The organism is Frigoribacterium sp. CF331 (genome assembly GCF_057787905.1).
On the sequence record NZ_CM173545.1, the window covers coordinates 3,192,547 to 3,210,791 of the forward strand.

18 protein-coding genes and 4 tRNA genes are annotated in these 18,245 nt (G+C 71.7%); 18 read left to right on the forward strand and 4 right to left on the reverse strand.

All coding sequences use genetic code 11. From position 1 onward, the window contains the following. Window positions 1-83: 83 nt before the first annotated feature. A tRNA-Val gene (locus AC3CCI_RS14785) sits at window positions 84-159 on the reverse strand. 174 nt (window positions 160-333) lie between these two features. Here AC3CCI_RS14785 and AC3CCI_RS14790 point away from each other — a divergent pair. The 3 genes from AC3CCI_RS14790 (at window position 334) to AC3CCI_RS14800 (ending at window position 697) form a co-directional block, all read left to right on the forward strand. Next, window positions 334-405, forward strand: a tRNA-Gly gene (locus tag AC3CCI_RS14790). Window positions 406-470: 65 nt separating this feature from the next. Beyond that, window positions 471-544: transfer RNA gene (locus AC3CCI_RS14795), tRNA-Cys, on the forward strand. Between the two features lie 81 nt (window positions 545-625). Further along, window positions 626-697: transfer RNA gene (locus AC3CCI_RS14800), tRNA-Val, on the forward strand. A 163-nt stretch (window positions 698-860) separates the two neighbouring features. Here AC3CCI_RS14800 and AC3CCI_RS14805 read toward each other — a convergent pair. Then, the gene (locus AC3CCI_RS14805) at window positions 861-2,402 is read right to left on the reverse strand and encodes a serine/threonine-protein kinase (protein WP_488627644.1); all 1,542 of its coding nucleotides are present in this window, start codon (window positions 2,400-2,402) and stop codon (window positions 861-863) included. Continuing rightward, window positions 2,399-3,751 (reverse strand): bifunctional phosphopantothenoylcysteine decarboxylase/phosphopantothenate synthase, encoded by a 1,353-nt coding sequence (locus AC3CCI_RS14810; protein WP_354594339.1) that lies wholly within the window; start codon window positions 3,749-3,751, stop codon window positions 2,399-2,401. The genes AC3CCI_RS14805 and AC3CCI_RS14810 overlap by 4 nt, the downstream gene beginning before the upstream one ends. Window positions 3,752-3,929: 178 nt before the next feature. Between AC3CCI_RS14810 and AC3CCI_RS14815 the strand changes: the two genes are divergently transcribed. The 4 genes from AC3CCI_RS14815 (at window position 3,930) to AC3CCI_RS14830 (ending at window position 7,116) form a co-directional block, all read left to right on the forward strand. Continuing rightward, window positions 3,930-4,676: an NRDE family protein gene (locus tag AC3CCI_RS14815; RefSeq protein WP_488627645.1), complete on the forward strand. Its 747-nt coding sequence runs from the start codon at window positions 3,930-3,932 to the stop codon at window positions 4,674-4,676. A gap of 124 nt (window positions 4,677-4,800) precedes the next feature. Beyond that, window positions 4,801-5,655: an amino acid ABC transporter substrate-binding protein gene (locus AC3CCI_RS14820; protein ID WP_488628700.1), complete on the forward strand. Its 855-nt coding sequence runs from the start codon at window positions 4,801-4,803 to the stop codon at window positions 5,653-5,655. Between the two features lie 2 nt (window positions 5,656-5,657). Further along, window positions 5,658-6,323: an amino acid ABC transporter permease gene (locus AC3CCI_RS14825; protein WP_488627646.1), complete on the forward strand. Its 666-nt coding sequence runs from the start codon at window positions 5,658-5,660 to the stop codon at window positions 6,321-6,323. Continuing rightward, window positions 6,313-7,116, forward strand: coding sequence for an amino acid ABC transporter ATP-binding protein (locus AC3CCI_RS14830; RefSeq protein ID WP_354594271.1), 804 nt, complete (start codon window positions 6,313-6,315; stop codon window positions 7,114-7,116). The genes AC3CCI_RS14825 and AC3CCI_RS14830 overlap by 11 nt, the downstream gene beginning before the upstream one ends. 78 nt (window positions 7,117-7,194) lie before the next feature. On the opposite strand, the gene AC3CCI_RS14835 is transcribed toward AC3CCI_RS14830, so the two are convergent. Continuing rightward, window positions 7,195-8,421, reverse strand: a complete 1,227-nt coding sequence (locus tag AC3CCI_RS14835) for a cobalamin-independent methionine synthase II family protein (protein WP_488627647.1) — start codon at window positions 8,419-8,421, stop codon at window positions 7,195-7,197. 180 nt (window positions 8,422-8,601) lie between these two features. Here AC3CCI_RS14835 and AC3CCI_RS14840 point away from each other — a divergent pair, with 180 nt between their 5' ends. From AC3CCI_RS14840 to AC3CCI_RS14890, 11 genes are all read left to right on the forward strand, one after another. Next, a complete protein-coding gene (locus AC3CCI_RS14840) occupies window positions 8,602-9,945 on the forward strand; it encodes an aminotransferase class V-fold PLP-dependent enzyme (protein ID WP_488627648.1) in 1,344 nt (447 codons plus the stop codon). Beyond that, window positions 9,942-10,391, forward strand: coding sequence for a Fe-S cluster assembly sulfur transfer protein SufU (gene sufU / locus AC3CCI_RS14845; protein WP_354594268.1), 450 nt, complete (start codon window positions 9,942-9,944; stop codon window positions 10,389-10,391). Before AC3CCI_RS14840 ends, sufU begins: the two co-directional genes overlap by 4 nt. 195 nt (window positions 10,392-10,586) lie before the next feature. Beyond that, the gene (gene thrS / locus AC3CCI_RS14850; protein ID WP_488628701.1) at window positions 10,587-12,524 is read left to right on the forward strand and encodes a threonine--tRNA ligase; all 1,938 of its coding nucleotides are present in this window, start codon (window positions 10,587-10,589) and stop codon (window positions 12,522-12,524) included. Between the two features lie 2 nt (window positions 12,525-12,526). Further along, entirely contained in the window at window positions 12,527-13,111 is a 585-nt protein-coding gene (locus tag AC3CCI_RS14855) for an HIT family protein (RefSeq protein WP_488627649.1), read from the forward strand. 24 nt (window positions 13,112-13,135) lie between these two features. After that, window positions 13,136-14,050: a pyridoxal 5'-phosphate synthase lyase subunit PdxS gene (gene pdxS / locus AC3CCI_RS14860; RefSeq protein ID WP_194593878.1), complete on the forward strand. Its 915-nt coding sequence runs from the start codon at window positions 13,136-13,138 to the stop codon at window positions 14,048-14,050. Between the two features lie 25 nt (window positions 14,051-14,075). After that, a complete protein-coding gene (gene pdxT, locus AC3CCI_RS14865) occupies window positions 14,076-14,684 on the forward strand; it encodes a pyridoxal 5'-phosphate synthase glutaminase subunit PdxT (protein ID WP_354594266.1) in 609 nt (202 codons plus the stop codon). Between the two features lie 37 nt (window positions 14,685-14,721). Further along, window positions 14,722-15,483, forward strand: coding sequence for a YebC/PmpR family DNA-binding transcriptional regulator (locus tag AC3CCI_RS14870; RefSeq protein ID WP_354594265.1), 762 nt, complete (start codon window positions 14,722-14,724; stop codon window positions 15,481-15,483). A 9-nt stretch (window positions 15,484-15,492) separates the two neighbouring features. Continuing rightward, complete coding sequence (gene ruvC / locus AC3CCI_RS14875) at window positions 15,493-16,068, forward strand: crossover junction endodeoxyribonuclease RuvC (protein WP_354594264.1); 576 nt, start codon at window positions 15,493-15,495, stop codon at window positions 16,066-16,068. Next, window positions 16,065-16,679, forward strand: a complete 615-nt coding sequence (gene ruvA / locus AC3CCI_RS14880) for a Holliday junction branch migration protein RuvA (RefSeq protein ID WP_488627650.1) — start codon at window positions 16,065-16,067, stop codon at window positions 16,677-16,679. Before ruvC ends, ruvA begins: the two co-directional genes overlap by 4 nt. Further along, complete coding sequence (gene ruvB / locus AC3CCI_RS14885; protein ID WP_354594262.1) at window positions 16,676-17,701, forward strand: Holliday junction branch migration DNA helicase RuvB; 1,026 nt, start codon at window positions 16,676-16,678, stop codon at window positions 17,699-17,701. The genes ruvA and ruvB overlap by 4 nt, the downstream gene beginning before the upstream one ends. Window positions 17,702-17,780: 79 nt before the next feature. Beyond that, entirely contained in the window at window positions 17,781-18,194 is a 414-nt protein-coding gene (locus tag AC3CCI_RS14890; RefSeq protein WP_354594261.1) for a preprotein translocase subunit YajC, read from the forward strand. The last annotated feature ends 51 nt before the right edge of the window (window positions 18,195-18,245 follow it).

Below are 18,245 nucleotides of genomic sequence, written 5' to 3' on the forward strand. Positions count from 1 at the left end.
GCACGACGCCCGGGCCCGGGAGGCGTCGGGTCACGCCGGTGAGACGACGAGAGGCCCTGCTTCCGCAGGGCCTCTCGCGATGGTGGTGGGCGATACCGGGCTCGAACCGATGACCTCTTCCGTGTGAAGGAAGCGCGCTACCAACTGCGCCAATCGCCCGTGTGGGACTCGACGATGCTAGTGCATCGCGGGCCGGGAACGCCATTCGGCGCACCGCGGCACGGCTCTCGCGGACCGTGCCGACCACGGTCCGAGACACGAACATCCCTCGATTTGGTTTCTGCCCCGGGGTGTGGGTATTGTTCTTTTGCACGCAGAAATGCAAAGCGAAATGCGGATGTGGCGCAGCGGTAGCGCATCACCTTGCCAAGGTGAGGGTCGCGAGTTCGAATCTCGTCATCCGCTCGAGTGTAATGCTCACCAGAGGGTGGTCCACCGACTGGTGGCCTCCCTCTGGGGGCTACTCGTATGGTGGAGTGGCCGAGAGGCGAGGCACCGGCCTGCAAAGCCGTTCACGCGGGTTCAAATCCCGTCTCCACCTCCATACGATCAAGACCCTGGTCTAGACTCGATGTGGTAATTGAATAGGGCGGTTCGAGATCCTGATCTCGCATCGCAGAAGCATGAGCGATTGGCGCAGCGGTAGCGCGCTTCCCTGACACGGAAGAGGTCGCTGGTTCGATCCCAGTATCGCTCACACACAGAAAGCCCCGGCCGAGGCCGGGGCTTTCGTCTTGTCCGGGCGTCGTCGGACCTCGAGCCACCGGCACGGAGGCGGCGGCCTCACGGCTCGATGCTCGACACCTGCCGCTCGACGGGGGGACGCGAGCGGCAGGTCGTCACGATCGACGGCACATCCCTCACGGGGCGCCGACACCGCCCAGGGTGCCCGGGTCGGTGCCGAGGCCGACGCCCTTGCCGTTTCCGGTGCCGCCGTTTCCGTTTCCGTTGTTGCCGTCGGTTCCGTTGCCGTTGTTGCCGTCGTTGCCGGGCCCGCTGTTGCCGGGTCCGCTGCCCCCGCCCGGGGCGTCGACCCCGGGGACCTCCACCGTCGGGGGAGTCACGGGGTCGACCGTGGGCTCCGTCGTCGGCTCGACCGGCGCCTCCTGGGTCGGGCTGACCTCGTCCGAGGGCGTCGGATCGGCAGGCGACTCGTCGGACGGTTCCTCGGACGGCGACGAGTCGTCGCCGGTCGATCCGGACGGCGCGGTCGACGGATCGGTGTCGACGCTCGGAGTCGACGTGTCGGCCGGATCGACCGTGCCGCCGTCCCGGGTCGCCGCCCAGCCGATGCCCGCCGCGAGCAGGAGCGCGACGACGAGGGCCGCCACGACGACGGGCCAGCGTCGGCGACGTTCCGGCGCCTGCGTGGCCTCGGGAACGGCGACGAAGGCGGCGGCAGCCGGGCCGGACGCCGTCCCCGCCCCGAGCACCTGCGTCCTGGTCTCGTCCCGCGGCAGCGCGCGGGTGGGCGCGTCACCCAGGGGCAGGCCGGCGGTGGCGGCGTCGGGCGCGGCCATCACGCGGGTCACGGCGTCGGTCGACCCGGCCCCGTCTGCGGCCAGCGTCCGGGCGGCCCGGGCGACCTCGGCGGCCGCCGGGCGGTCCTCGGGTGAGCGGGCCGTCATCCGGGTCAACAACCCGACCCAGCCCGACCCGATCGAGGACGGGATCTCCGGGTCGCGGGTCAACCGTGCCATGACGGACTCGACGACCGAACCCGTGAACACCCGACGCCCGGTCAGCGCCTCGACCAGCACGAGCCCGAGCGAGTAGACGTCGGACGCCGGGGCCGGCGGACGCCCCTCGGCCTGCTCGGGGCTGACGAAGGCGGCGGTGCCCATCAGGGTGCCCGTGGCCGTCACCCGCGTGGAGTCGATCAGGTACGCGATGCCGAAGTCGGCGAGCTTGGCCCGACGGGGGTCGCCGTCGTGGTGCGGCGAGGCGAGCAGGATGTTCGCGGGCTTGACGTCGCGGTGGACGACGCCGGCACGGTGGACGGCGGCGAGGCCGTCCGCGACGTCACCGAGCAGCGCGGCGGCCTCGGCGTGCGACAGGGGGCCGTCGGCGAGCACCGTCTGAAGGGTCGGACCGTCGACGTACTCCATCACGAGGTAGGCGTCGTCGTCGTGACCGTCGCCCTCGACGCGGGCGTCGTAGAGCGTCACGAGTCCCGGATGGTTCAGCGAGGCGAGGAGGCGCACCTCGCTCACCTGCCGGCCGAGGTCGTGGACGTCGTGCCCGTCCGACGAGAAGAGCTTGACCGCGACGTCGCGCCCGAGGTCGAGGTCGTGGGCCCGGTACACGGCTCCCATGCCGCCGCGACCGACGATCGCGTCGAGACGGTAGCGACCGCCCACGGTCGTGCCGAGGCGGGGGTCGCCCTGGTCGCGGGGGCTCACGCGCCCGCCCCCGTCGCGACGTCGAGCGGCCGGGACGACGAGGTGGACCGTCCGCCTCGTCCCGGACGGTGGGACGCCACGGCGTCCCAGACGACCTCGGCCACGGCCGACTTCGACCCCGCGGACTCGAAGACGACGGCACCCTCGGCGTCGATCACGACGACGGCCGTGTCGTCGGCGCCGAACCCGGTCGTCCAGCCGACGGCGTTGAGGACGAGCAGGTCCGCCCCCTTGCGGCGTTGCTTGGCTCGCCCGAGCGAGAGCAGTTCGTCCCGGTCACCGGCGGTCTCGGCGGCGAAGCCGACGACCACCTGCCCGTCCGGACGCCGCGCGACGAGGCCCGCGAGGACGTCGGGGGTGCGGACGAGGCGGAGGGTCAACTCGTCGCCCGCGTCGTCCTTGCGGATCTTGCCGTCGGCCACCGAGACGGGACGGTAGTCGGCGACGGCCGCGGCCATGACGACGACGTCTGCCTGGGGTGCGTGCTCGGCCAGGGCGGCCTCGAGCTCGAGCGCGGTTCCGACGTCGACCAGGTCGACGTCGTCCCGCCCCACGAGGCGCTGCCGGACGGCACCGTCGAGGGCGGCGCCGACGACGGTGACGTGGGCTCCACGGTCGGCGGCGGCGAGGGCCAGGGCGGCCCCCTGCTTGCCGCTCGACCGGTTGCCGACGAAGCGCACGGGGTCGAGGGGCTCGCGGGTGCCACCGGCGGAGACGACCACCCGCAGGCCGTCGAGGTCGCCGACCCGCGCCTCCTGGGCCGAATCGCCCGCAGCACCGGACGGGTCGCCCGCAGCGCCGGCCGGGCCGCCGGCGTCGGCAGCGTCGGGGACGAGGGCCAGGGCTGCGGCGACGATCTCGTCGGGCTCGCTGAGGCGCCCGGGCCCCACGTCCCCGCCGGTCAGCGGCCCGTCGTCGGGCCCGACGACGGTCACCCCGCGAGACCGCAGCAGTGCGACGTTGGCGACCGTGGCGGGGTTCAGCCACATCTCGGTGTGCATGGCGGGCGCGACGACGAGCGGCGCGGTGCTCGCGAGGATCGTCGTGCCCAGCAGGTCGTCGGAGAGGCCGTGGGCGATCTTGGCCAGCGTGTGCGCGGTCGCCGGTGCCACGACGATCAGGTCGGCCCGCTGGCCGAGGGCCACGTGCCGCACCTCGGCGACGTCGTCGAAGACCGAGGTGTGCACGGGGTTGCGACTGGTGGCCTCCCAGGTGGGCGCGCCGACGAAGCGCAGCGCGGCCTCGGTGGGGACGACGTGCACGTCGTGCCCTCGCAGCACGAGTGCTCGGACGACGCCGACGGCCTTGTACGCCGCGATCCCACCCGAGACGCCGACGACGACGGACAGGCGACGCGGGGCGTCGGCGGGGGAGGAGCGGGGGTGGTCGTGCGTCACGATGGGCCTCGTCGATCGATGCGGCGGTCGGCCGACCCGGTGCCGGGTCGGTAGCGTTGGCCTCCACGATGCCGCATCCCGCGGCCGGACGTCGGTTCCCGACCCGACGCGCCCCCACCCTGAGGACCCCATGTGCACCGTCGTCGTCGCCGTCCAGCCGGGCGCGCCCTGGCCCGTCGTCTTCCTGGGGCTCCGTGACGAGTCGCCCGACCGCCCCTGGGACGAGCCCGGCGCCTGGTGGCCCGAGCTCGGCGACCGGGTCACGGGCGTGCACGACCGCGCGGCCGGCGGCGCGTGGCTGGCGACCGCCCGGGGCCCGAGCCGCGCCAGCGTCGTGCTCAACCGTCACGAGACGCCGGATCCGCCCTCGGGCGGCTGGACGACGCGCGGCACGCTGCCGCTGCGCGCCGCCGCCGACGGCCTGCTGCCCGACGGGCCGCAGACGACGCGCACCTTCAACCTGCTCACGGCGGACGCGGGAGGCGCGGTGCACTCCGTGTGGGACGGCACCGCCACCGCGACGGCCCGCCTCGCCCCCGGGGTCCACCTCCTGACGCACGCCGCGCCCGACGACCGGAGCGTGCCCCGCGTCGACCGGTGGCTGCCCCGGTTCCGTGACGTCGCGCCTCCGTCCGGTCCGTTGCCGACGGCGGCCGAGGGTGAGGGCAGCTGGACGCCGTGGCTCGACCTGCTCCGTGAGAGCAGTGCCCTGCCCACGGACGACGACGACGCGCTCGTCCGGGCCGACCTCGTCGACGGCCACCTGTTCCACTCGCTGTCGCTCAGCACGGTCGCCGTCTCGGTCGACGCGGTCGCCCACCGGCACGTCCGGCTCGACGGGGCGCCCTCGGTCGCCGAGGCGATCGAGAGACGGTGACGCAGACCCGTGGACGCCCGAGCCGGCGTCACGGGGAGTCATCGGGAATCACGCCCGCCCCCGCGGCGTTAGGGTCGTGAGGCTCGTCCGACCCCCGAGCCGCAGCAAAGGAACCCTCGTGAAGATCACCGCCGTCCGCACCGTCCGTCGCCTCGCCTCGGTCGGCGTCATCGCCGCCGCCACCGTCGCCCTGGCCGCCTGCGCTCCCGCCTCCACCGACGGGGTCGTCCAGTCCACCGGCAGCGCGACCGCCGACACCGGCGCGGCGAAGAGCCTGTCCGACATCCAGGCGGCCGGCGAGATCGTCATCGGCACCGAGGGCACCTACCAGCCCTTCACCTACCACGAGGGCGGGTCCGGTGCGCTGACCGGCTACGACGTCGACGTCGCCACGGCCGTCGCCGAGAAGCTCGGCGTCACCCCGACCTTCGAAGAGACCCAGTTCGACGCCCTGCTCGCCGGGCTCACCGCCGGCCGCTTCGACCTCGTCGCGAACCAGATCTCGATCACCGACGAGCGCGAGGCGACGTACGACTTCTCGACGCCCTACACGGTCAGCCGCGGCGTCGTGATCACGGCCGCCGACAACACCGACATCACCTCGCTCGCCGACCTGAAGGGCAAGACGACGGCCCAGTCGCAGTCGAGCAACTTCTACACGACCGCCAAGGACGCGGGCGCCGACGTCCAGGTCGTCGAGGGCTGGGCCCAGTCGGTCGCACTGCTCGAGCAGGGCCGCATCGACGCGACGGTCAACGACGAGCTGACCTTCCTCGACTACGTCAAGACCAACCCCGACCAGGCCGCCGGCATCAAGATCGCGGCGACGACCGACGACGTCTCGCGCTCGGCCCTGGTCACCACCAAGGGCAGCGACGACCTCGTGACGGCGATCGACGACGCCCTCGCCGAGCTGAAGTCCGACGGTACGCTGTCGACCATCAGCGAGAAGTACTTCGGCCAGGACGTCAGCGAGTAGGCGTGCAGTCCTCCCTCGACCTGTTCTGGCGGTCGCTCTGGCCGATCGTGTCGGGGGCGCTCGTCGCGTCGGTCCCGCTCGCCTTCGCGTCGATGGCGATCGGGCTGGTCATCGCCGTCGTCATCGCGCTCATGCGACTGTCGGGCAAGGCGGTGCTCGCGGGCATCGCCCGGGTGTACATCTCGATCATCCGGGGCACGCCCCTGCTCGTGCAGCTCTTCGTCGTGTTCTACGGCCTGCCGTCGATCGGCGTCAGGCTCGACCCGTGGCCGAGCGCGATCATCGCGTTCTCCCTGAACGTCGGCGGGTACGCCGCCGAGGTCATCCGGGCCGCCATCCTCTCGGTGCCCAAGGGCCAGTGGGAGGCCGCCCACACGATCGGCATGTCGCGCGGGCTCGCCCTCCGGCGGATCATCCTGCCGCAGGCCGCCCGGGTCTCGGTGCCACCGCTGTCGAACACGTTCATCAGCCTGGTCAAGGACACTTCGTTGGCGAGCGTCATCCTCGTCGTCGAGCTGTTCCGTCAGGCGGAGCAGATCGCGACCGTCTCGAACCAGTTCTTGCTGATCTACCTCGAGGCCGCCCTGGTCTACTGGGTGATCTGCCTGATCCTGTCGTTCGGGCAGGACGCCCTCGAGAAGAGATTGGACCGCCACGTTGCCCGCTGACGTCACCCCGCCCCGGCCGGCCGACGCGACCGGCGCCCCCGTGCTGACCGTCCGTGGTCTGCACAAGTCGTTCGGCTCGAACGAGGTGCTCCGGGGCATCGACCTCGAGGTGCGGCGCGGACGCGTCGTCGCGATCATCGGCCCGTCGGGCTCGGGCAAGACGACCGTGCTGCGCTCGCTCAACAGCCTCGAGGTGCCCGACGGGGGAGTGGTCACGCTCTCGGACGGTCGGTCGATCGACTTCGGTGGCACGGTCGGCACGCGCGACCTGCTCGCCCTGCGCGACCGGTCGTCGATGGTCTTCCAGCACTTCAACCTGTTCCCGCACCTCACCGTGCTGCAGAACGTCGTCGAGGGACCGGTGCGCGTCCAGGGTCGCGACGCGGGGGAGGCGCGGGCCGAGGCCGAGGCACTGCTCGCCCGGGTGGGCCTCGCCGAGAAGGCCGGCGCCTACCCCTCCGAGCTCTCGGGCGGGCAACAGCAGCGCGTGGGCATCGTCCGGGCGCTCGCCCTGCGACCCGAGTTGCTGCTCTTCGACGAGCCGACCTCCGCCCTCGACCCCGAACTGGTCGGTGACGTCCTGACGGTGGTCAAAGAACTGGCGGACGAGGGCTGGACGATGATCGTCGTCACCCACGAGCTCGAGTTCGCCCGTCGCGTGGCCGACGAGCTGCTCTTCATGGACGCCGGCGTCGTCGTCGAGCGCGGTCGGCCCGCCGACGTGCTCACGCGCCCCCGCGAGGCCCGCACCCGGCAGTTCCTGCAGCGGGTGCTCAAGCCGCTCGACGACTGACGGGGCCGCCGCGCCCGAGACGACCCGCGCCTCCTCGTCCACCGGACCAGGAGGCGCGGGTCGTCTCCGCGAGGACGCTCAGCCGAACAGGCGGTGCGACGCGAGGCGCGCGCCCTCGCCGAGCGAGGCCAGCTTCGCCGTGGCGATCTGCGGGTGGATGCGGCCGCCCAGTCCGCAGTCGGTCGAGGCGACGACGTTCTCGGGGCCGACCAGCGAGGCGAACCGTTCGATGCGGTCGGCCACGAGCTCGGGGTGCTCGACGACGTTCGTGGCGTGGCTGACGACGCCCGGGACGATCTTCTTGCCGGCCGGCAGCTCGACGTCGCGCCAGAGCTTCCACTCGTGGTCGTGGCGGACGTTGGCCGCCTCGAACGAGTACGAACCCGCGTCGATCTCGAGCATCAGGTCGACGATGTGGCGGAACTCGACGTCGGTCGTGTGGGGGCCGTGCCACGAGCCCCAACAGAGGTGGAACCGCACCTGCTCCGGCGGCAGGCCGCGGAGGGCGTGGTTGAGCGCCTCGACCCGGATGCGCGTGAACGCGCGGTAGTCCTCGACGCTCGGCTCGGGATTGATCTGGTCCCAGTTCTCGGCGATCGACGGGTCGTCGATCTGCACGGTGAGGCCGGCCTCGACGATCGCCGCGTACTCTTCGCGCAACACCTCGGCCCAGGCCCAGATGTGCTCCTCGTCGGTGGCGTAGAAGTCGTTCGCGATGCGGGCGCCGCTGCCCGGTGACAACGACGTGATGAACCCCGGCGCGTCGCCCGTCGCCGCGAGCCCGGCCTTCAGGTTGGCGACGTCGGAAGCGATGGCGTCGTGCCCGACGTACGTCAGCGGGCCCGTCGTGCTCGGGAACGGCGTGGCGCCCGACCCCGTGCCGATGCCCGAGGTCGGGTCGGTGTAGGCGTCGTGGAAGGTCTGCCAGTCGCGGCGGTCGGGGAACGACGTCAGCCGGACGTCGCCGGGGGAGGACCGGACGGACGGCTGGCTGAAGACGTTCGACCCGGTCAGCGAGAGTCCGCTCACGCGCTGGAACGAGTACGACCACCAGGCGCCGTAGTCGACCGCGCTCGTCATGGCCTTGCCGTACTCGCCGTCACCGACGATCGTGATGCCGAGGTCGCGCTGGCGGCGGACGAGGTCGACGACGGCGTCGGTCAGCAGCGCGTCGAACTCGGGCGTGCGCTCGAGGGTGAAGCCGTCGTCGCCGAGGGCGCGCGCGTCGTTGGCGGCGATCAGCTCGGGAGTGCGCGGCAGGCTTCCCGCGTGGGTGGTCTCGATGCGGCCGGGGGTGGTCGTCATGGGGTGCTCCGTTCGTCGCCACCACTCTGGCCCTCGACCCCCGCCCGGGGCGACGCGTACGACACGGGGCGTCACAGCCGTGCGGTCGGGAACACCGGGCGGACGGCGACCGTTGCGTCCTGTGTCGACCGACGCCGGGACCCTCGCGGTGCCTCGCTACGATCGACGGGAAGGGACACCGTGACCACCACCTCCGCACCATCCACCGCCCGCCCGGGGTTGTCCGACGACGACGCCCGACGTCTGCGCGCCGACTTCCCGCTGCTGCAGCAGGACGTCGCCGGCGAACCGCTCGCCTACCTCGACTCGGGGGCCACGGCACAGCGCCCGTCCGCGGTGCTCGACGCCGAGCGACGCTTCCTCGAGACCGTCAACTCGGCCGTGCACCGCGGGGCCCACACCCTCGCGGCCCTGTCGACCGAGGCCTACGAAGAGGCGCGCGAGACCGTCGCCCGGTTCGTCGGTGCCGATGTCGACGAGATCGTCTGGACCTCCAACGCGACCGACGCGCTCAACCTCGTCGCCTACGGCGTCGCGAACGCCACCCACGGTCGTGGGGGCGAGGCCGCGCGGCGCTTCGCGCTCGCCCCCGGCGACGAGATCGTCGTCACCGAGGCCGAGCACCACGCCAACCTCGTCCCGTGGCAGGAGCTCGCCGCGACGACCGGGGCCACGCTGCGGTTCGTCCCCGTCGGCGACGACGGCACGTGGACGACCGCCGACGCGGCGTCCGTGATCGGACCCCGCACGCGCCTCCTCGCCTTCGCCCACGTCTCGAACGTCACCGGCTTCGTCGCGCCGGTCGCCGAGCTGGTCGCCCTGGCCCGTGCCGTCGGCGCCCTCGTGGTGCTCGACGCCTGCCAGTCGGCGCCGCACCGACCGCTCGACCTGCACGCCCTCGACGTCGACTTCGCCGCGTTCTCCGGCCACAAGATGCTGGGACCCACGGGCATCGGCGTGCTGTACGGCAGGGCCGGGCTGCTGGACGCCCTGCCCCCGTTCCGCACCGGGGGCTCGATGATCACGACGGTCACGATGAGCGGCGCGGAGTACCTGCCCGCCCCGCAGCGCTTCGAGGCCGGGACGCAACCCGTGTCGCAGGCCGTCGCCCTCGCCGAGGCCGTCCGCTACCTCGAGGCGGTCGGCATGGACCGCGTCCGCGAGCACGAGGAGGCCCTGGCCGACCAGCTCGTCCGCGGGCTCTCGGCGATCGACGGCGTCACGGTCGTCGGCCCGCCCGCCGGGGTGCCGCGCTCCGGGCTCGCCAGCTTCGTCGTCGACGGGGTCCACGCCCACGACGTCGGGCAGTTCCTCGACGCCCGCGGCATCGCCGTTCGCGTCGGCCACCACTGCGCCCAGCCCCTGCACCGACGTCTCGGGGTGACGGCCACGACCCGGGCCAGCACCTACCTCTACTCGTCGGGCGACGAGGTCGAGCGCCTCGTCGACGGGGTCGCCGAGGTGCGTGCCTACTTCGGCGTCGCAGACGACGCCGACGGCGAGAAGGCCGAGGAGGCGCGGTGAGCGCCGCCCTCGACGGCCTGTACCAGCAGGTCATCCTCGACCACGCCAAGGCGAGGCACGGCGAAGGCGAGCTGCCCGGGGCCGACGCCCAGCACTTCGAGCGGAACCCCACCTGCGGAGACGAGATCACCGTGCGCGTCGCCCTCGAGCCCGGCGGCGACCGCATCGCCGAGCTGCGCTGGCAGGGAGCCGGCTGCAGCATCTCGATGGCCTCGGCGTCGGTGCTCTCACAGCTGGCCCCGGGTCGCACGTTGGCCGAGCTCGACGCCCTCGTCGGGCAGTTCCGCGAGATGATGCGGTCGCGCGGAGCCGGCGAACCGGACGACGAGGTGCTCGGCGACGCCGTGGTGTTCCACGGGGTCTCTAAGTTCGTCATGCGCGTCAAGTGCGGCATGCTCGCGTGGGTCGCCGCCGAGGCGTGTTCGACCGAGCTGCGTGCGGCCTGAGCGGTCCGGGGGGACCGTCGCCGCCCCTCTCGTGCCCCGACCGGACGAGCGTCGGTCGACGGCTAAAGTGGTCTCCGCCCCTCGACGATAGGAACCACCGCCGTGTCCGACCAGACCGACCTCGACCCGTCCGCCTCCCGAGCCCCGTCCGGCCCCGCGGCCGTCGAGGCCACCGAGACGACGACCGGCTTCGACCTGTTCACCGACAAGGCGGTCGTCGCCGTGCGCGTCGCCGGTGAACTGCGTGACCTCGCGACCGAGTTGCAGGCGGGTGACGTGGCCGAGCCGGTCACGATCGACTCGCCCGACGGGCTCGCTATCCTGCGGCACTCGGCGGCGCACGTCATGGCGCAGGCCGTGCAGCAGATCGACCCCGAGGCCAAGCTCGGCATCGGGCCGCCCGTCACCGACGGCTTCTACTACGACTTCGACGTCGCCGAACCCTTCACCCCCGACGACCTCAAGGCCATCGAGAAGGGCATGGAGCGCATCATCCGACAGGGCCAGCGCTTCCGTCGTCGCGTCGTGACCGACGACGAGGCCCGCGAGCTGCTCGCCCACGAGCCGTTCAAGCTCGAACTGATCGGCCTCAAGGGCGGCTCGGCCGACGAGCTGGGTGCCGACGGCGAGTCCGTCGAGGTGGGCGGGGCCGAGCTCACCGTCTACGACAACGTCGACCCGAAGACCGGCGAGGTCGTCTGGTTCGACCTGTGCCGCGGTCCGCACGTTCCCAGCACGCGCCTCCTCGGCAACGCCACGAAGCTCATGCGCGTGGCCGCCGCCTACTGGCGCGGGTCCGAGAAGAACCCCCAGCTGCAGCGCATCTACGGCACCGCGTGGCCCACCAAGGACGACCTGCGCGCCTACCAGGCCCGACTCGAGGAGGCCGCCAAGCGCGACCACCGCAAGCTCGGTGCCGAGCTCGACCTGTTCTCGTTCCCCGACGAGATCGGATCAGGGCTGGCGATCTTCCACCCCAAGGGCGGCATCATCCGTCGCCAGATGGAGGACTACTCGCGCGAACGCCACGAGAAGGCCGGCTACGAGTTCGTCTACACGCCGCACATCACCAAGGCGGCCCTGTTCGAGACCTCGGGTCACCTGGGCTGGTACAAGGACGGCATGTTCCCGGCGATGCACCTCGACGAGGCCCGCAACGACGAGGGCGAGATCACGCGACAGGGCGCCGACTACTACCTCAAGCCCATGAACTGCCCGATGCACATCCTGGCGTACCGGTCGTCGGCCAAGTCGTACCGCGACCTGCCCCAGCGCCTGTTCGAGTTCGGCACGGTCTACCGCAACGAGAAGTCGGGCGTCATCCACGGCCTCACCCGCGTGCGCGGCATGACCCAGGACGACGCCCACATCTTCACGACGCGCGACGACATGGCGTCCGAGCTCAAGGGCACGCTCGACTTCGTGCTCAGCCTGTTGCGCGACTACGGTCTCGACGACTTCTACCTCGAGCTGTCCACGAAAGACCCCGAGAAGTACGTCGGCGACGACGCCACCTGGGACGAGGCCACGGCGACGCTGCGACAGGTCGCCGAGGAGACCGGGCTCGAGCTCGTGCCCGACCCGGCCGGTGCCGCGTTCTACGGCCCCAAGATCTCGGTGCAGGCGCGTGACGCCATCGGGCGCACGTGGCAGATGTCGACGGTCCAGCTCGACTTCAACCTGCCCGAGCGCTTCGACCTCGAGTACACGGCGGCCGACGGGTCGCGGCAGCGGCCGGTCATGATCCACCGGGCGCTGTTCGGCTCCATCGAGCGGTTCTTCGGCGTGCTCACCGAGCACTACGCCGGGGCGTTCCCCGTGTGGCTCGCCCCGGTGCAGGTCGTCGCGATCCCCGTGGCCGACGAGTACGGCGACTACCTCGACGAGGTCGTCGCGAGGCTGCGACAGGTCGGGGTCCGTGCCCAGGTCGACCACAGCGACGACCGGATGCCCAAGAAGATCCGGACGCACACCAAGGCCAAGGTGCCGTTCCAGCTCATCGCCGGCGAGGACGACCGCGCGGCCGGCGCGGTCAGCTTCCGGTACCGGGACGGTTCGCAGGAGAACGGCGTGCCGGTCGACGAGGCCGTCGCCAAGATCGTCGCCGCCATCGAGACCAAGGCCCAGGTCTGACCGTGACCGTCGAGGGGACCGCGGCCGAGTCGTCCGCCGACTTCGCCGCGGTCCCCGACGCGTTCCAGCGCCTCTGGACCCCCCACCGGGCGGTGTACGTCGAAGCGGGGCAGGGCGCCCACGACGAGTCGTGTCCCTTCTGCCGCGCACCCTCGAAGTCCGACGACGAGGCGCTGATCGTCGCCCGCGGCCGGCACGCCTACGTGCTGCTGAACCTGTACCCGTACAACCCGGGGCACCTGTTGGTCTGCCCGTACCGTCACGTCTCGACGTACGACCTCGCCACCCCGGACGAGGTCACCGAGATCGCCGCCCTGACACAGACCGCCATGCGGGTGCTGACCCGGGTGTCGCACGCGCAGGGCTTCAACATCGGCATGAACCAGGGGCAGGTCGGCGGAGCAGGCATCGCCGAGCACCTCCACCAGCACGTCGTGCCGCGCTACGCGGGCGACTCCAACTTCTTCCCGATCGTCGCCGGCACCAAGGCCGTCACGCAGTTGCTCGGCGACGTCCGCGTGGCCGTGGCCGAGGCCTGGCCGGGCGTCGACGCGGGTGCCACCCCCGCGGCGTCGTCGACACCCTAGATCGGGCCTAAGATGGGGGCCATCATGAGCGACACGACCTCCGCCTCCACCCAGTCCTCCACCACCGGTTCGAGCCGCGTCAAGCGTGGTCTCGCCGAGATGCTCAAGGGCGGCGTCATCATGGACGTCGTCAACGTCGAGCAGGCGAAGATCGCCGAAGACGCCGGGGCCGTCGCCGTCATGGCGCTCGAGCGGGTCCCGGCCGACATCCGTTCGCAGGGTGGCGTCGCCCGCATGAGCGACCCCGACATGATCGACGAGATCGTCGCCGCCGTCTCCATCCCCGTGATGGCGAAGGCCCGCATCGGCCACTTCGTCGAGGCCCAGATCCTGCAGACCCTGGGCGTCGACTACATCGACGAGTCCGAGGTGCTGAGCCCGGCCGACTACGTGAACCACATCGACAAGTGGAACTTCACCGTCCCGTTCGTCTGCGGTGCCACCAACCTGGGCGAGGCCCTGCGCCGCATCACCGAGGGTGCCGCCATGATCCGTTCCAAGGGCGAGGCCGGCACGGGCGACGTCTCCGAGGCCACCAAGCACATCCGCACCATCTCGAAAGAGATCGCCCAGCTCCGTGGCCTCAAGGCCGACGAGCTCTACGTCGCCGCCAAAGAGCTGCAGGCTCCCTTCGAGCTCGTCCGCGAGATCGCCGAGACCGGCAAGCTGCCCGTCGTCCTCTTCACCGCCGGCGGCGTCGCGACGCCCGCCGACGCGGCCCTCATGATGCAGCTCGGTGCCGACGGCGTCTTCGTCGGCTCGGGCATCTTCAAGTCCGGCAACCCGGCCGAGCGCGCCAAGGCGATCGTCAAGGCGACCACGTTCTTCGACGACCCCCAGGTGGTCGCCGACGCCTCCCGCGGTCTGGGTGAGGCCATGGTCGGCATCAACGTGCCCGACCTGCCCGCACCGCACCGCCTCGCCGAGCGCGGCTGGTGACCCCGACCCGCCCGTCCTCGAACCGATGAGCGCAGAGCGCGGCCCGCGGGTAGGCGTCCTCGCCCTGCAGGGAGACTTTCGTGAGCACCTCGCCGTCCTGACGGCCCTCGGTGCCGACGCGGTGCCCGTCCGGCGGGCCGCCGAACTCGACGAGATCGACGGACTGGTGATCCCGGGCGGGGAGTCCAGCGTCATGGACAAGTTGTCGCGCACGTTCGACCTCGACGGGCCGTTGCGCCGCTCCATCGCCTCGGGACTGCCGGTCTACGGCACCTGCGCCGGGCTGATCATGCTGGCCGACCACGTCGTCGACGGCATCCCGGGCCAACGCAGCCTCGGCGGGCTCGACGTCTCGGTCCGGCGCAACGCCTTCGGCTCGCAGACCGAGTCGTTCGAGACCGACGTCGACGTGCCCGTCCTCGACGGGCCCCCGGTCCACGCCGTGTTCATCCGCGCTCCCGTGGTCGACCGGGTCGGCCCCGCCGCCACGGCGATCGGCGTCCTCGACGACGGGCGCGTCGTCGCCGTCGAGCAGGGGCCGCTGATGGGCACCTCGTTCCACCCCGAGGTCACCGACGAGTTGCGATTCCACGCGAGGTTCCTCGACAAGGCCCGTGCGCGAGCGTCACGGTAGACTCGTCGAGATCCACGTCAGCATCTGAAGGAGCACCGTGTCCGGGCATTCCAAGTGGGCAACGACCAAGCACAAGAAGGCCGTCATCGACAGCCGTCGCGCCAAGTCGTTCGCCAAGCTCATCAAGAACATCGAGGTCGCGGCCAAGCAGGGCGGTGCCGACATGTCCGGCAACCCCACGCTGGTCGACGCCGTCCAGAAGGCCAAGAAGACCTCGGTCCCCAACGACAACATCGACCGCGCCATCAAGCGGGGCGCGGGCCTCAGCGGCGAGAGCGTCGACTACCAGACGATCATGTACGAGGGCTACGGCCCCAACGGCGTCGCCCTGCTCATCGAGTGCCTGACCGACAACAAGAACCGGGCCGCCGCCAACGTCCGCACGGTCATGTCGCGCAACGGCGGGACGATGGCCGACCCGGGCAGCGTGGCCTACAACTTCAGCCGCAAGGGCGTCATCGCCGTCATGAAGACCGACGACCTCACCGAGGACGACGTCCTGACTGCCGTCCTCGACGCCGGTGCCGAAGAGGTCACCGACCGCGGTGAGGGCTTCGAGATCGTCACCGAGGCCTCGGATCTCGTCCCGGCTCGCTCGGCCCTCCAAGAGGCCGGCATCGACTACGACTCGGCCGACATCGAGTTCGTGCCCGGTCTCAAGATCGAGGTCGACCTCGAGACGGCGCGCAAGGTGTTCCGATTGATCGACGCGCTCGACGACGACGACGACGTGCAGAACGTCTACGCGAACCACGACGTCCCCGCCGACGTGCAGGCCGCGCTCGACGACGACGAGTAGGCAGCCGCGGTGACGCTCCGGGTGCTCGGCATCGACCCCGGGCTCACCCGCTGCGGGGTCGGGGTCGTCGAGGTGGACGCCCACCGGCGGGCCACCCTCGTCGACGTGCAGGTGATCCGGACGGCCCCCGACCTGGCCCTCGAACTCCGCTTGCTCGCCCTCGGACGAGGCATCGAGGCCCTGATCGACCAGCACCGCCCCGATGCGATGGCGATCGAGAGGGTCTTCGCCCAGCAGAACCTCCGCAGCGTCATGGGCGTCGCGCAGGTCAGCGGCCTCGCCCTCCGTGCGGCCGCCGAGCGAGGGCTGCCGGTGACCCTCCACACGCCGTCCGAGGTCAAGGCCGCCGTGACCGGCTACGGGTCGGCAGACAAGAAGCAGGTCGGCGCGATGGTGGCCCGGCTCCTCGGACTCGCCGAGGCGCCGAGACCGGCGGACGCGGCCGACGCCCTGGCACTGGCCATCTGCCATGCCTGGCGGGGCGCACCCGTCTCGGCCCGCTCCTCCTCGGGGTCGCTCACCCCGGCCCAGCGAGCGTGGCGCGACGCCGAGAAGTCGGTGCGCACTCCTAGGCTGGGGGCATGATCTCGAGTGTCCGCGGTACCGTCCTGTCCGCGTCCGGCACGTCGGTCGTCGTCGAGGTCGGTGGCGTCGGGATGCGCGTCTCGGTCACCCCGCAGCTCGCCCTCACGGTGCGCGTCGGCGAACAGGCGCTCGTGCACACGGCGTTGATCGTCCGTGAGGACGACCTCTCGTTGTTCGGGTTCACCGAGCGAGAAGAACTCGAGGTGTTCGACCTGCTCCGCAGCGTGACCGGTGTGGGGCCCAAGTCCGCGCAGGGCGTGTTGTCCACCCTCACCCCGCACCAGGTCGCCACGGCCGTCGCCGACGACGACGACGCCGCCTTCCGCCGGGTGTCGGGCATCGGGCCCAAGACCGCCAAGCTCATCGTCCTGTCGCTCACCGGGAAGCTCGACGTGGCGCCGACCGCCCCGACCGTGACCGCGGCCTCGACCACCGCGGCCGATGTGCTCGTCGCCCTCGTCGGCCTCGGCTGGTCCGAGCGCGAGGCCCAGGCCGCGATCGACGCCGTGGTCGCCGACCGGGGCGATGCCGTCGCGGTGGCCGTCCCGCAGCTGCTGCGCGCCGCGCTCGGCCACCTCGGCCCGCAGAAGTCGGCCGGGGCCCGCGCGTGAGCGACGACGACCTGACCCGTCCGACCCTCGAGTCCGAGGCAGAACTCGCCTTCGAGGGGGCGCTCCGCCCCACCTCGCTCGGCGAGTTCGTCGGGCAGACCAAGGTGCGGGGCCAGCTCGAACTGCTGCTCAAGGCGGCCACGATGCAGGGGCGGTCACCCGACCACATCCTCCTCGCCGGTCCGCCCGGGCTGGGCAAGACCACCCTGGCCATGATCGTCGCCCACGAGGGCGCCCGGCCCCTCCGCATGTCGTCGGGCCCCGCCATCCAGCACGCGGGCGACCTGGCCGCCGTCCTCTCGGCCCTCGTGCCGGGCGAGGTCCTCTTCATCGACGAGATCCACCGCATGGCTCGCCCCGCCGAAGAGATGCTGTACCTCGCGATGGAGGACTACCGCATCGACATCATGGTGGGCAAAGGGGCCGGTGCGACGAGCATCCCCCTCGAACTCTCGCCGTTCACCCTCGTCGGGGCGACGACGCGCAGTGGGCTCCTGCCGAACCCCCTCCGTGACCGGTTCGGCTTCACCGCCCACCTCGAGTTCTACGACGAGGCCGAGCTGACCGAGGTGCTCCGCCGCGCGGCGTCGCTGCTCGGCATCGTCATCGACGGGTCCGCCCTGGCCGAGATCGCCGGTCGGTGCCGGGGCACGCCCCGCATCGCGAACCGCCTGCTCCGTCGGGTCCGCGACTACGCCCTGGTGCACGGGCGCGACGCCGACCTCGCGACCGTCCGTGAGGCCCTCGACCTCTACGACGTCGACTCGTTGGGGCTCGACCGCCTCGACCGCGAGGTCGTCCGGACCGTCCTGACCCGCTTCGGCGGAGGGCCCGTTGGACTGAACACCCTCGCGGTGTCGGTCGGTGAGGAGGCCGACACCATCGAGTCGGTCGTCGAACCGTTCCTCGTCCGCGTGGGGCTGCTGACCCGGACGCCGCGGGGCCGCATCGCGACTCCCGAGGCCTGGCGTCACTTCGGCCTCGCCCACGCCTCAGGGGCGCTGTTCGGCGATGACCTATAATTCCTGCAGGCCCGAGGCCGTCGCTCGCTGAAGCGAGTCCCGCTCGGCCCACACCCCCAACAGCGAAAGGGAGTTCCGCATGGATCCCGCAACCCTGATCATGGTCCTCCTCCTGGTGGTCCTCGTCGTCTTCATGTTCCGCAACAAGAAGAAGCGCGACCGCCAGCAGGCCGAACTGCAGAGCAAGCTCGTCCCGGGCGTCGAGGTGATGCTCTCGTTCGGCGTGTACGGCACCGTCGTCTCCATCGACGACGAGAACAACCTCGCCGAGGTCGAGGTCTCACCCGGCACCGTCCTCAAGGTGCACCGCCAGACCCTCGGCCGCGTGGTCGAGCCGGTGATCGACGAGCCCGTCGCCGACGACGCCGAGTCCCTGACCGACGGCACGCCCGCTCACGACCGCGTCGTCGACGACGCCCCGGAGTTCGGCGAGCGGTCCACCTCGTCGCCGGTCGACACGTCCGTCGCGCGGGACTCCGACACCAAGGCCTGACCCGACGACCGCCCCGACCGCCTGGCGCGGTCGGGCCCGATCCGCGGCGCG

What these genes read in the sequence shown, in the direction of transcription:
- pdxS (WP_194593878.1), top strand. Translation starts at nt 13,136, where the DNA reads ATGAGCGACACGACCTCCGCCTCCACCCAGTCCTCCACCACCGGTTCG.
- AC3CCI_RS14815 (WP_488627645.1), top strand. Translation starts at nt 3,930, where the DNA reads ATGTGCACCGTCGTCGTCGCCGTCCAGCCGGGCGCGCCCTGGCCCGTC.
- pdxT (WP_354594266.1), top strand. Translation starts at nt 14,076, where the DNA reads ATGAGCGCAGAGCGCGGCCCGCGGGTAGGCGTCCTCGCCCTGCAGGGA.
- ruvA (WP_488627650.1), top strand. Translation starts at nt 16,065, where the DNA reads ATGATCTCGAGTGTCCGCGGTACCGTCCTGTCCGCGTCCGGCACGTCG.
- AC3CCI_RS14835 (WP_488627647.1), bottom strand. Translation starts at nt 8,421, where the DNA reads ATGACGACCACCCCCGGCCGCATCGAGACCACCCACGCGGGAAGCCTG.
- AC3CCI_RS14890 (WP_354594261.1), top strand. Translation starts at nt 17,781, where the DNA reads ATGGATCCCGCAACCCTGATCATGGTCCTCCTCCTGGTGGTCCTCGTC.